The 12,648-nt window shown below is 37.6% G+C and carries 12 protein-coding genes; 6 read left to right on the top strand and 6 right to left on the bottom strand.

Annotation, left to right across the window (positions count from 1 at the left end):
• Positions 1-12 precede the first annotated feature (12 nt).
• Genes ACH63V_RS04005 through ACH63V_RS03995 form a run of 3 tightly spaced genes read right to left on the bottom strand, consistent with a single transcriptional unit; the run spans position 13 to position 3,896 of the window.
• Positions 13-1,425, bottom strand: coding sequence for an LLM class flavin-dependent oxidoreductase (locus ACH63V_RS04005; protein WP_396462813.1), 1,413 nt, complete (start codon positions 1,423-1,425; stop codon positions 13-15).
• Complete coding sequence (locus ACH63V_RS04000) at positions 1,425-2,648, bottom strand: SfnB family sulfur acquisition oxidoreductase (protein ID WP_107972033.1); 1,224 nt, start codon at positions 2,646-2,648, stop codon at positions 1,425-1,427. Before ACH63V_RS04000 ends, ACH63V_RS04005 begins: the two co-directional genes overlap by 1 nt.
• Before the next feature lie 12 nt (positions 2,649-2,660).
• The gene (locus ACH63V_RS03995) at positions 2,661-3,896 is read right to left on the bottom strand and encodes an SfnB family sulfur acquisition oxidoreductase (RefSeq protein WP_396462812.1); all 1,236 of its coding nucleotides are present in this window, start codon (positions 3,894-3,896) and stop codon (positions 2,661-2,663) included.
• 345 nt (positions 3,897-4,241) lie between these two features.
• Between ACH63V_RS03995 and ACH63V_RS03990 the strand changes: the two genes are divergently transcribed.
• From ACH63V_RS03990 to ACH63V_RS03970, 5 genes are all read left to right on the top strand, one after another.
• Positions 4,242-5,006, top strand: a complete 765-nt coding sequence (locus tag ACH63V_RS03990; protein WP_304392719.1) for a glutathione S-transferase family protein — start codon at positions 4,242-4,244, stop codon at positions 5,004-5,006.
• Positions 5,007-5,548: 542 nt separating this feature from the next.
• Positions 5,549-6,442: an amino acid ABC transporter substrate-binding protein gene (locus ACH63V_RS03985; RefSeq protein ID WP_002049815.1), complete on the top strand. Its 894-nt coding sequence runs from the start codon at positions 5,549-5,551 to the stop codon at positions 6,440-6,442.
• Between the two features lie 93 nt (positions 6,443-6,535).
• Complete coding sequence (locus ACH63V_RS03980; protein WP_004709206.1) at positions 6,536-7,378, top strand: amino acid ABC transporter permease; 843 nt, start codon at positions 6,536-6,538, stop codon at positions 7,376-7,378.
• A 2-nt stretch (positions 7,379-7,380) separates the two neighbouring features.
• Positions 7,381-8,058, top strand: coding sequence for an amino acid ABC transporter permease (locus ACH63V_RS03975; protein WP_002049960.1), 678 nt, complete (start codon positions 7,381-7,383; stop codon positions 8,056-8,058).
• Positions 8,059-8,071: 13 nt separating this feature from the next.
• Positions 8,072-8,815, top strand: coding sequence for an amino acid ABC transporter ATP-binding protein (locus ACH63V_RS03970; protein ID WP_002049786.1), 744 nt, complete (start codon positions 8,072-8,074; stop codon positions 8,813-8,815).
• Positions 8,816-8,867: 52 nt separating this feature from the next.
• Here the strand turns inward: ACH63V_RS03970 and ACH63V_RS03965 are convergent, their stop codons facing one another.
• Positions 8,868-10,175 (bottom strand): DcaP family trimeric outer membrane transporter, encoded by a 1,308-nt coding sequence (locus ACH63V_RS03965; RefSeq protein WP_396462811.1) that lies wholly within the window; start codon positions 10,173-10,175, stop codon positions 8,868-8,870.
• A 344-nt stretch (positions 10,176-10,519) separates the two neighbouring features.
• Between ACH63V_RS03965 and ACH63V_RS03960 the strand changes: the two genes are divergently transcribed.
• Complete coding sequence (locus ACH63V_RS03960) at positions 10,520-10,990, top strand: Lrp/AsnC family transcriptional regulator (protein ID WP_311071427.1); 471 nt, start codon at positions 10,520-10,522, stop codon at positions 10,988-10,990.
• Positions 10,991-11,033: 43 nt separating this feature from the next.
• Here the strand turns inward: ACH63V_RS03960 and ACH63V_RS03955 are convergent, their stop codons facing one another.
• Positions 11,034-11,783, bottom strand: a complete 750-nt coding sequence (locus ACH63V_RS03955; protein WP_263613538.1) for a YebC/PmpR family DNA-binding transcriptional regulator — start codon at positions 11,781-11,783, stop codon at positions 11,034-11,036.
• 162 nt (positions 11,784-11,945) lie between these two features.
• Complete coding sequence (locus ACH63V_RS03950; protein WP_396462810.1) at positions 11,946-12,491, bottom strand: 1-acyl-sn-glycerol-3-phosphate acyltransferase; 546 nt, start codon at positions 12,489-12,491, stop codon at positions 11,946-11,948.
• Positions 12,492-12,648 lie beyond the last annotated feature (157 nt).

Genomic DNA, 12,648 nt, shown 5'->3' with positions numbered 1-12,648 from the left:
CTATCTCCAAATTTAAGCGGTTATTTCTTCAATTTTTGTTAGGTTTTTACTGTTGTTATAGGGACTACATCGGAACGCTTGAACAGGGTGCTGTTCTGGTAATTGATCACCCCGATTAAAAATTTTGTTCCGTAGTGAACCCGTTTTATATGCAGTTTTATAGCGACCACGTTGTTGTAGCTCAGGAATGACCAAGCGAATAAAGTCGTGGTGAGACTCAGGCGCAACTGTACGTGTCAAATTAAAGCCATCAATATCAGTCTCATCTAAAAGATGAATTAAGTATTCAGCAACTTCTTCGCCACTACCCACGATAAGGGGATAACGACCACCTAAAACATGTTGAGCTTTTAAGTCATTTTTCGTGATTTGTTGCTCTTTAAATTTTTCAGTAATCGAAACAATACTGTTACTTTTTTGGTAAGGAATCGCTTCATCGTCGGCAAATTTACTTAAGTCGATACCAGTTGAGCTTGCATAATGCGCTAAGCCTGCTTCAGGACTTGCATACTGACGATATTCATTAAGTTTTTGTACAGCCAGATCATGTGTTTCGGCCACAACAACAGTTATGCCGACAAACACTTTAATGTCATCCGCTGAACGGCCTTGCTGTTCTGCAAGAGCACGAATCTTTTTCACTTGTTCTCGTATTTTTTCGGGTTTGTCGCCGCCAATAAATACACACTCAGCATGACGAGTCGCAAACTGCATGCCTTTAGGTGAAGCACCTGCTTGAAATAGTGTCGGGGTGCGTTGCACAGAAGGAGACACCTGAAACACACCTTCACTTTGGTAATATTTGCCGTGATGATGAATGGTGTGAACTTTGGATGGATCTGTAAAAATGCGCTGTACTTTATCTTTTTTAACGGCGTCGTTTTCCCATGAACCTTCCCAGTATTTATAACAAAGCTCTAAAAATTCTTCGGCTTGTTCATAGCGAGCATCATGATCTTTTAAACCTTTTTGACCAATTAAGCGTTCCGCACTATCTAGATAACCTGTCACAATATTCCAGCCAATACGACCTTGAGTTAAATGGTCGAGACTCGCAAAGCGACGGGCAAATTGATAAGGATGTTCATAGCTCAAATTTACAGTGACTCCAAAACTTAAGTTTTGAGTGACTGCTGCCATAGCTGAAATAAGTGTAGATGGATCATGGCTCGGAAGCTGAATGGACTCTTTTAAAGTCAGATCAATACCGTTTTGATAGACGTCATAGACACCTGTAATGTCCGCAATAAACAAACCATCAAATAAACCACTTTCTAAGATTTTGGCTTGTTCTGTCCAATAGCTCAGTTCATTAAAGCGGTGTGATTCATCACGTGGATGTGTCCATAAGCCATGATTGATATGACCAACACAGTTCATGTCAAAGGCGTTTAATAAAATTTCTTTTGCTTTGAAATCTGCCATTACAATGTCCCCCGACGAGGTGGTAGAACACCGTTAAGAACATAGTTCCCAATAAAGTAATATTTCCATCGTGCGGCATCATGTAACGTATGTACACGGGCATTGCGCCAGAAACGGTCTAGACCATCTTGTGACTGACTACCACGGCTTCCTGCAAGTTCAATCAGCTTAGACGATGCTTTGAGTGCGATATCGCTACTATGAGCACGTACTTTGGCCACATCAATCGAAGCTTTTGCAATGCTTTCAGGTGTGGTTTCAATTTTTGCGGCATCAATTGATTGAGCAGCTTGTTTTAATAACACTTCACTTGCCCGTACATCGACAGCAATACGTCCTAATTCATAAATTGTTAAAGGATCTTGGTTGGCTGTTTCTACATTTGAATCAATCCATGGGCGGGCCTGATGCACTCTTTGCAAGCTTTCTTCAAAGGCTGCACGTGCAATGCCTACTTCAATTGATGCATGCATAATTTGGGCAAAAGGGCCTACTAAGGTTGGTTGTAAAAATGCAGTATCAAAAGGAATAACATCATCTGCATCTACAAAAACCTGATCAAATTTAACCGTACCGCTACCTGTGGTTTTCTGCCCAAAGCCAGACCAGTCATCAACAAGTTTTAATCCTTGTGAACCACTTTTTACAAAGGCTAAATACTCTCGGCCTGCATCATCTAAAACTAAGGTTGGAATACGGTGAGCAAATAAACTTCCTGTGCAGTAAAACTTTTCACCTTGAATGAGATATCCATTTTCGTGAGGACGGATATTAGTTTGTTTATGGGTTGAAGTTTTGGTTTTAAACTCAGCAAGTGCATTACCAAAGCGAGTGCCATTTAAAACTTCGCCGTATAAACGTTGTTTTTGAGCTTCTGTGCCTGTATTGCGTAACACTTCTAAGGCATAGAAATGGTTTTGTGGAATTTGTCCGATTGAACCATCTGCACCACTTAAAAGCGCAATTACTTTGGCAACGGTATGGCTTGAAACTTCGGCACCGCCATATTGCTTTGGCACTGTAATTGCCCAAAGACCAGATTGGCTCAAAGCATCAATTTCGGTATACGGTAAAATTCGTTTAGAGTCTCGCTCAACTGCGGTTTTTTTAAATTGCTCAGCAAACTGTTTGGCAACTTCTAATGCTTCTGCATCATTTTGGATAATATGTGCTTGGCCAGATGCTGATGTTTGTTTAGTTTGAACCGATTGATATGAAGTCATGACAATTTCTCCTTAAATCCAGGCATGGCGGGCAGGGAAATGACCATTAAGGTAATAATTGCCAATGGCATGTATTTTCCAGCGAACAGGGTCGTGTAAGGTATGTACACGGGCATTTCGCCAATGTTGATCTAAATTGTGTTGGCTTAAGCTTGAACGACTACCGCCCAGCTCTAGTAGTTTTTCAGAAATTTGTAGAGCAGCATCATTCGCATAGACTTTCGCTTCGGCAACTAAAATTGAAGCTTTAGCAACTTGTTCATCAGTCATGGTTTCAAGTTGGTCAAGTTCATCTAAATATTCAGCAGCTTCATCAAGCAGTAAAATTGCAGCATCGAGCAAAATATTTAACTTACCCACTTCTTGCAGGGTGTAATGTTCAAAGCTGGCTTTTTCAACATTTGCATCAATAATTGGACGTGCTTTATGAATAGTCGATAAAGTATCGTCAAATGCAGCTTCTGCAATCCCCACATCAATGGCAACTTGTAATAACTGAGAATAAGCACCGCGATAAGTAGGGGCTTTAGTTAATAAGCGTTCATCAAAAATAAGTTCTGGATTAACTTCAACTTGATTTAATTTAACTGTACCACTCGCTGTAGTACGCTGACCAAATCCATTCCAGTCATTAATGACTTCAATACCTTGAGCCTCTCGGTTAACTATGACTAAAACTACATGACCTTCGGGATGAACTGCTTTAATTGCGAGCCAATGCGCAAAACTTGTTCCAGTCGAATAAAATTTTTCACCGTTTAAAATGTATTTACCGTTTTCAATGGTAAGCGTTGTTTTTAGTGTTTTTGAGTCATGTGTATTACGCTCTGGACCGCCGTTAGCAAGACGTTTGCCTGCTAATATTTCTGAAAAGATAAATTGTTTTTGTTGTTCTGTACCCAAGATTTCGATGAGGTTTAACAGGCTAATCTGATTTTGTGGAATTTGACCAACATTGGCATCGCCTTTACTTAAAATACGGAAAACTTGAGCCAAAGTTTTATTGGAAACAAATGCACCGCCATATTTTTTTGCGATGCGAATTCCGCCTAAACCTTTTTGGCTAAAGCTTTCGATTTGCTCATGCGGTAATAAGCGTTGTTGATCACGTGTATTACGACCCTCTAAAGCAAAATCAGCCACTTGATAAGCGGCATTAATCGCTTGTTGATCATTTTGAATGACTTGGACGTATCCCGTCGTTTTAGATAGAGAATTAGACATAATGACACCTTGTATTGCTGTCATTACCTTACAAAAGAAATATTTTTCCACTAAACGAGGACTTATGCTCAGCTTATGAATAAAAATGCAAAGCACTTTTTTTGATTTTTAATAGATAAATATAGATATAGAAATATATTAAAAATCAAATAATTATGCTTTTTGTTTGCAAAATGAATTACTAAAGTAGTTTTAATATGAAAAAGAGCTATAAGTACGGTAAAAAAAGATATAAAAAATATAGACCTAACTGTCAGTGAAAAATGAGCACAATATCCATTGTTTTCATTAAAAATAGCTTCTAAAGTATCTATTTACCGAAGACGATTTTTGTACGAATAGTCAAATAAAAATAAACGTGGAGATTTTATGCGGGTTTTGTATCAGTTTCCTTTATCTCATTATTGTGAAAAAGCTCGCTGGTTGTTAGACCATAAAGAACTTGATTACGTTGCACATAATTTGATTCCTGGCTTTCATCGTGCTTTTGCACAACTCAAAACAGGGCAAAATTTATTGCCAATTTTGAAAGATGACCATCGCTGGATTGCTGAATCAACTAAAATTGCGCTTTATCTGGATGATACCTATCCAGAACATGCACTTTTACGCCGAGATGAGCAACTTAGACAGCAAACACTTAAGATTGATAGTTTGGCAGATGAACTGGGTGTACATGTACGTCGTTGGGCACTTGCCCATACTTTAGCCCACGGCGACCATGCTCTAGAGATTATGATGGGTGAACAGGGTTACTTGCGCCAGTTTGAAAAAATATCAAAACCTTTCCTCAAGACTTTAGTAAAGAAGAACTATAAGCTTGAAGGGGAAGTGGTGAGCCAGTCAAAAGAGCGTATGGATGAACTCATCAGTGAGTTGAATCAGTACCTCATTGAAAACCAAGCACGTTATATGGTTGGAGACCGCTTAAGTCTCGCTGATATTTCGGTGTGTTCTATGCTTGCACCTTTATTAGAAATAAAAGGTACGCCATGGGAACCCGAAGAGGATGAAGAGGTGTCGCCAGAGTGGAGCAATTATCAGAAAGCTTTACTTGATTTGCCGCTTGGACAATATGTTTTAAGAATTTATCAAACTGAAAGAAATGCACGCGTTGATTGGCGAGGCATTTAATCTATAGATTTTATAAAAAGGCTCGAAATAAATCGGGCCTTTTTGTCATATTTCTAAAAATATTTTAATTGTAAAAATATTACTATCAATTTTATAAATGGATTTTATTAAAACATTTATAAATATTATTTTGATGCTTTATCTTCTTTTTTAGAAAAATAATCTGCTTCGGTCTAACTGTTTAATAATTTTAATTTTTCTTTTTATCAAAATAGTAATCTTTTTCTAAAAACAGTTTTTAGAAAAATTTAAGCCACTTTATTGTGCATGTGTTTACATTGTAATCAATAATTGCCACATTTAAGTGTAAATAGATGAGCTTAATAATAGACAGAAGATTAAAACTTAGATTAAAGTAGAAACATGTGAGCAGTTTTAAAGGTATTAATTCTGCGAAACAGATGAATAATAAGTGAAGCAAATGGATGGAGTCCTGCTTGGAAAAGTTGGCTCGATAATTGCAATTTAATAATAAATCGCTCTATTTCTCTATAAGAATGATTCTGTAGACAAATAGAGAGAATGATCATCAAGGAGTTCTTATGAAACGTTCTGCAACCTCTCTCATTGTTTCAACAGTTATGCTTTGTACGGTTGGTGCTACTTCTCAAATTCAGGCAGCAGATACATTAGCTAAAATTAAAAGTACTGGAAAAATCGTTATTGGTCACCGAGAATCATCCGACCCAATTTCATACGTTGTTGGAGGTAAACCGGTAGGTTATGCAGTCGACATTTGTAACCAGTTCGCAAATGATATTAAAAAAGAATTGAAAATGCCTGGTTTAAAAGTTGAATACAAGGCAGTTACTTCATCAACACGTATTCCTGAGCTTTTAGCCGGCAATATTGATATGGAATGTGGTACCACTACAAACTCTAAACAGCGTCAGCAGCAAGTTGGTTTTTCAACGAACTACTATGCAACAGAAGTGCGTATGGCTGTTAAAGCAAACTCTGGTATTAAGAGTCTAGCTGATTTAAATGGTAAAGCAGTTGTAACGACTCAAGGTACAACATCAGACAAGTACATTAAAATGAATGAAAAAGGTCAGTCACTTAATGTACAAAACATTTATGGTAAAGACCATTCTGACTCATTTGCCATGATGGCATCTGGCCGTGCCGCAGCATTTGTAATGGATGACAATATCTTAGCTGGTCTAATTGCCAAGTCATCTACACCAAAAGCATTCGCAATTGTAGGGCCAGTACTTTCATCAGAACCTTATGGCATCATGATTGCAAAAGATGATCCAAAATTTAAAGCAATTGCTGACCGTACCGTAAATAATTTATGGAAAACTGGTCAAATGGACGCTTTATATAAGAAATGGTTCTTATCACCAATCCCACCAAAAAATACTAATTTGAACATGCAACCAAGTTCATCTTACAAAAAACTTAAAGCTCACCCAACAGATGCAGGAATCTAACCAGATCCTTTTGTCCTAAATTTACTTGTGCAAGTGTAAAACTTCATTTGCACAAGTGGTCTATTTTCTAAGATATTCATTTAAGGGGCAAACATGTCAGTCGGCTCGCTAAACTGGACTATATTCTGTGCGGAGTCTAATGAATATGGTGTCGATAAAGCCGCATGGGCAGAATCAGTTTGTAAAGTCATTGGTAGCTCTAGCTACAATGCCTATTCTGAGGCGCCCACATGGTTACAAATGTTAGGTTCTGGTGTCTTTACTATGGTATGGACAGCCGTTGTAGCCTTTCTTATCGCATTTTTATTAGGTTCTCTCCTTGGGGTAATTCGTACTTTACCCAATAAACCGCTTGCTTTTATCGGCAACTGTTATGTCGAAATATTCCGTAATATTCCTTTAATTGTACAGTTATTCTTCTGGGCTTTTGTATTCCCAGAGTTCTTACCAGATAGTTTAAGTGCCGGAAGTGGAGATGTCGTAGCAGGTGGTTGGTGGAAAAATATTTTAAATCATCATCCTGCTGTTATTGGTGTTTTTGCTTTGGGTCTATATACCGCAGCACGTGTTTCTGAGCATGTAAGAGCGGGGATTAACACTGTTTCTCGAGGACAAAAATTTGCAGCTTCTGCAATGGGTTTTACAACAGCGCAAAGTTATCGTTATGTGATTTTACCAGTTGCATACCGTACGGTATGGCCAACCATTACTTCAGAAGCAATGAACGTCTTCAAGAACTCGGCAGTTCTATATGCACTAAGCGTTTTGAACTTCTTTGCTTATACCAAAACCATGCGAGAAGAAACTTCTCAGGACATTATCATTCTTATTCTGTCTACGCCGGTTTATTTAATCATTACCTACACAATTAAATTTGTGATGGCATGGATTGAAAAACGCATGGCTGTACCAGGTTTAGGTTCGGGAGGAAAATAAATATGGATTTTTCTCTATTACATAACCCTGATGTTATTGCTGCATTAAAAGAAGGTTTTATCTTCACGCTTACAGTAACGGTGCTTGCGATGATGGGGGGGATCCTGATTGGAACTCCATTAGCAATGATGCGTTTATCTAACAGTACCATTGCAAGTAACTTTGCGAAGTTTTATGTCGATCTGTTTCGTGGTATTCCATTAATTCAGGTCATCTTTATTTTCTATTTTTTGTTGCCGAAAATATTTGAGTTTCAATCTGATACTTATTGGGGGCCATTATTTTCGAGTGTAGTGACCTTTGCTATTTTTGAAGCTGCATTTTTCTCGGAAATTGTACGTTCCGGTATTCAGTCTATTTCAAAAGGTCAGGTCAATGCAGGCTACGCTTTAGGGTTTACCTATGGGCAATCTATGCGTTATGTGGTGTTACCGCAGGCCTTCCGTAATATGCTCCCAGTATTACTCACTCAAACCATTATTCTCTTTCAGGATGTGTCATTAGTTTATGTGATTAGTGCACCAGATTTCTTAGGTCGTGCAGATACATTGGCTAATACCTATGGTCCTGAAACGAAAGCAACATTCTACTTAATCGTCGCTGTGGTGTATTTCTGTAGCTCGTTTGTGCTATCGCAATTAGTCAAACGCTTACAGAAAAAAATTGCCATCATTCGCTAATTGGAGATTTTAAATGCCAATGATAGACATCCAACATATCTCTAAATGGTATGGTGATTTTCAGGTTTTAACAGATTGCACGACGAGTATTGAAAAAGGTGATGTCGTTGTTGTTTGTGGACCATCTGGTTCAGGAAAATCAACGCTCATTAAAACTGTAAATGCTTTAGAACCATTTCAGCAAGGTGACATTATTGTTGATGGGGTTTCATTAAAAGATCCAAAAACTGATCTGGCAAAATTCCGTTCTCGTGTAGGAATGGTGTTCCAGCATTTTGAACTTTTTCCGCACATGACTGTTTTGGAAAATTTAACCATTGCTCAAGTGAAGGTGTTAAAACGTTCAGTTGCTGAAGCGCGTGAAAAGGGGCTTAAGTATTTAGAACGCGTTGGGTTACTTGCTCATAAAGATAAATTCCCAGGTCAACTCTCTGGTGGGCAGCAGCAACGCGTTGCAATTGCTCGCGGATTATCGATGGACCCAGTCTGTATGTTGTTTGATGAACCTACTTCGGCACTCGACCCTGAAATGGTAGGTGAAGTTCTTGAAGTTATGGTGCAACTTGCTCATGAAGGTATGACCATGATGTGTGTGACCCATGAAATGGGCTTTGCTAAACGCGTATCTAACCGCTTAATTTTCATGGATGAAGGGAAAATTCTTGAAGACTGTCCAACCAATGAATTTTTTGATAATTTAGAGGCTCGTCATGAGCGCGCTAAACTTTTCTTGCAGAAAATTCAAGCAATGCACTAATACCATTAATAAAAAAAGAGCCTTTTGAAAGGCTCTTTTTTACATCCAAATTTTAGAAACTATATTTTGCTAATAAATTTATGCGGGAGTAATCACCTTTATCATCTGCAAATGTTTTGCGCTGGCCATAAGTATATTCTGCACCTAAGTCAATGTTCTTAACAGGGTTCCAAATTAGGTTAACCAGTGCATTATAAATTTCTTTGTTATAGCTGGTGTTGGTTAAATTGCTATTTGCATAGATGCTATCATTTTTATATTGAATACCGCCTATTGCAAAGGTAGAGCGGAGGATAGGGCTCCATTTACGTTGATAGCCGATAACTGCACTATCAAATTCAGCTAAATTAATATCCTGAGTTGTTGTGTCATAGGCATAAGCTGAGTTGCTATAAAGTAAATAGCGGCCATCTCCTTTAACATGATAGTAATTAGCAACCAAGCTATCTTGAGGTGTTAAATCATATTTACCACCTATGCCGACACCCCAACCAAATTTTTCTTCAGAAGTGCTATCTTTGGGAGCTACACGGTTTTCATGAGCAAGACCATGTAACTGTAATAGGCCTTTATTATCTGTAGTTTTAAAATCATATCGTGCTGTTAAAGCAGGAAAGCGGCTTCCACCAGCAGCGTTACCAGCTTTTTCAACATCGCCGCCTTCTAAGGCAACTAATATTTTTTGTTGTGCATCAATCGGCTGAGTATAACGGACTTGTACAGTACGCGTTGTTCCTGTACCAATAGCGCCATTAAAATCTACTGTTTCTGGTGATGTATCTGTATTTACAAAAGGTGAAGTCGTTTGACCGGCTAACCACTTTCCTAAAGACATATAAGCATGGCGAACGCGGAAGGTACCATTACCATTATCGCCATTTCCACCCATGAAATCGGCTTCAATTTTACCGATTAAATCTCCGTATTGGGTAGGTCGAGTAATATCTAGACCAATTCTTGAAGTTGCAGCAGATACATTTAGTGAATCTTGTTTCGGATCATCTTTATTTAAAGGGTAGTTGGCACCATTTGAAATGCTGCCATTTGAACCTTTAAAGTCATAGGTTGCATCTGCACGGACACTACCATAAAGCTTAACTTGGGTTTGCCCATCCGTCATTGCCATCCAACCTGGTTTTGATACAGGAGGAGTAGCTGGTGCTACGGGAGTTGTTGCTGGAGCACTAACAGATAAAACTGTTTTTTGTTGATCAGATAGTTTCTGGACGAGTTGTTTCAACTCCTTCACTTCATCACGTAAAGCATTAACTTCTGCATCAGTAGCAGCATGAGCAGGCATAACTATACCTGTTAGGCTGACAGTACTCATTGCAAGAACTAAAGTTTTGATTTTTTTCACAAGCATTCCCCACATCGGATAAAGTTTTCCCGTATGTGCATAACAAAAACAGTGCCAACTTTTTAAAATTATAAAAAGTTGTTGATTTTATTAAGGAAAATCTGGAATATGGGAAATGAGATAGTCTTTCGTTGATGCCTTAAGAGAAATGTTGAAGAGATATAAGGCGATAAACGATTGCAAATGCGCTATAAACGTCATACCACTGCACAGTTAACAGGCACAGTGTTGACTCAAGATATTGAAGTAAAGCTTAATTCTTTTTTTAATTGAGTTTGATTTTTTAAAGTAGACTTAGCTTTAGGATATACTGTTAACCTAAAAAGAGCCGATTGGAGAAAAGAATGGAGTTAGACCGTTTTGATAAACAAATTCTGGAAATTTTGTCTCATGAAGACCTGAATTTGAATGAGCTCTCAGAACGGATTAATCTTTCAGTTAGCTCTGTTCATCGCCGTATTAAGCATTTGATTGAAGCCAATGTCATGGGGCAGCTTAAAAGAGAAATTAACTTTAGCAAATTGGGTTTTACCTTGCATATTTTGCTACAAGTCTCTTTAAGTAAACATGATAGTGAGACCTTCGATAAATTTCTTTCTGAAATTGAAGCGATTCCTGAAGTTACAAATGCATTTTTGGTTACTGGTCAAAGTGCCGATTTTATTCTTGAATTAGTGGCACGTAATATGGATGACTACAGCGAAATTTTATTAAGACGTATTGGTAAAATTGACAATGTGGTTGCTCTACATTCGAGTTTTGTCATTAAAGAGTACAATGTGTTTAACTGTTATAACTTATTAAATAAACTATAAAAAAACGCACCGATTGGTGCGTTTTTTAATTTCAATGTTTGGTTTAAGCATCTAATTGAGCTAAAACTTCATCTGAGAATTCAACGTTTGTATAAACGTTTTGAACATCATCAAGATCTTCAAACATATCGATCATTTTAAGAATTTGTTTTGCTTGGTCAATATCTGTAATTTCAGCTTTTGTTGATGGGCTCATCACAACTTCTGCGTTATCAGATTTTAAGCCTGCAGCAGCAAGAGCATCTTGAACTTCACCAAAAGTTTCTGGTGAGGTGATAACTAAAATTTCATCTTCTGAAACTTCAATATCTTCTGCACCTGCTTCCAAAGCAACTTCCATGATTTTGTCTTCTAAAGACACATCTTCAAAAGTAATTTCGCCACGTTTAGTAAATAGGTAAGATACAGAACCCGCAGTTCCCAAGTTACCATTGGTTTTACTAAAGCAGTGACGTACATCTGGAACTGTACGGTTAAGATTATCTGTCATTGTTTCAATAAGGACAGCAACACCACCAACACCATAACCTTCGTAAGTTACTTCTTTTAAATCGTCATTGTCTTCACCACCAACACCGCGTTGGATTGCACGGTTAATGGTGTCACGTGTCATGTTGACAGAAAGTGCTTTTTCGACAACAGCACGAAGGCGAGGGTTGCTAGCAGCATCTCCACCACCAAGTCTGGCAGCAGTCACAATTTCACGAATATATTTAGTAAAAACTTTACCGCGACTTGCATCTTGTTTAGCTTTACGATGCTTAATATTGGCCCATTTAGAATGACCCGCCATGGAAGTGAACTCCAAAAATTAAAAAATGCAAAAGTGCCAGAATATTATCATAGGCATGGTTTTCTTGAAAACTGTTGTCCTATGTTTTGTTAACCAATTAAGTAAGCTTAGAGGCCCTAAATTTAAGTAAAAAAATAGTCCCTAAAGTTGTTACAGAACAAATTAGTTAATCTTCACATCAATATCATATTGCGCGTAAAGTTCTTTAATGGTTTCAAGATCTTTTTGCAAATCAGTAGGGTAAATCTTACCTAAAATACCACCTTTCTTTGTTCTTGCATTTGCATACATCAGTACAATTGGAACATTCGCAGCTTTTGCAATATGCCAGAAACCTGTACGAATAGGTTTACGCTCAGATCCATCTTTTGCACGAGTTGCTTCGGGGGCAATGACTAGATTGAAAGTATCATTACTTTGAAATTTTTCGACCATTTGAGACACAATATCTTTGCTTGCTTTACGGTCTACAGGAATGCCACCTAGTTTTTCAAGTATGGGCTTCATTGGCCCTTTAAAAAGCTCTTTTTTAATTAGCGTATGAATTTTTAAATCTAATATTTGAAACATAGCGATTGATAAGATCGCATCTAGGTTAGAAGTATGCTCGAACCCAATAATAACTTGTTTTTTCTCAAGAATTGTAGGATCTACATCATAGGTCCAACCAACTGCTTTGAAGATAGAATTGCCTAAAAACTTTTTCATAGAGACGTGGGAGACAAGTAAGGTTGCGGAATTCTAATATGAGTTGGTCTAAAAAGGTAGAAAATTATCAACATGTTAAACTTTATTTATTTTAATTTTTAAATTGAAATATTTAATAAAATTTATATTTATTAATATTATATTTTAACTCTCCAAT

It is taken from the genome of Acinetobacter sp. ABJ-A23_2 (assembly GCF_044538765.1).
GTDB classification, from domain to species: Bacteria; Pseudomonadota; Gammaproteobacteria; order Pseudomonadales; family Moraxellaceae; genus Acinetobacter; species Acinetobacter nosocomialis_A.
The sequence above is the reverse complement of the archived record's forward strand: the minus strand, read 5'-3'. Positions and strand labels throughout refer to the sequence as shown.

Coding starts and splice junctions, on each gene's coding strand:
- ACH63V_RS03975 (WP_002049960.1), top strand. CDS start 7,381: ATGGATTTTTCTCTATTACATAACCCTGATGTTATTGCTGCATTAAAA.
- ACH63V_RS03960 (WP_311071427.1), top strand. CDS start 10,520: ATGGAGTTAGACCGTTTTGATAAACAAATTCTGGAAATTTTGTCTCAT.
- ACH63V_RS03995 (WP_396462812.1), bottom strand. CDS start 3,896: ATGACAGCAATACAAGGTGTCATTATGTCTAATTCTCTATCTAAAACG.
- ACH63V_RS03980 (WP_004709206.1), top strand. CDS start 6,536: ATGTCAGTCGGCTCGCTAAACTGGACTATATTCTGTGCGGAGTCTAAT.
- ACH63V_RS03970 (WP_002049786.1), top strand. CDS start 8,072: ATGCCAATGATAGACATCCAACATATCTCTAAATGGTATGGTGATTTT.
- ACH63V_RS03985 (WP_002049815.1), top strand. CDS start 5,549: ATGAAACGTTCTGCAACCTCTCTCATTGTTTCAACAGTTATGCTTTGT.
- ACH63V_RS04005 (WP_396462813.1), bottom strand. CDS start 1,425: ATGGCAGATTTCAAAGCAAAAGAAATTTTATTAAACGCCTTTGACATG.
- ACH63V_RS04000 (WP_107972033.1), bottom strand. CDS start 2,648: ATGACTTCATATCAATCGGTTCAAACTAAACAAACATCAGCATCTGGC.
- ACH63V_RS03950 (WP_396462810.1), bottom strand. CDS start 12,491: ATGAAAAAGTTTTTAGGCAATTCTATCTTCAAAGCAGTTGGTTGGACC.
- ACH63V_RS03990 (WP_304392719.1), top strand. CDS start 4,242: ATGCGGGTTTTGTATCAGTTTCCTTTATCTCATTATTGTGAAAAAGCT.
- ACH63V_RS03955 (WP_263613538.1), bottom strand. CDS start 11,783: ATGGCGGGTCATTCTAAATGGGCCAATATTAAGCATCGTAAAGCTAAA.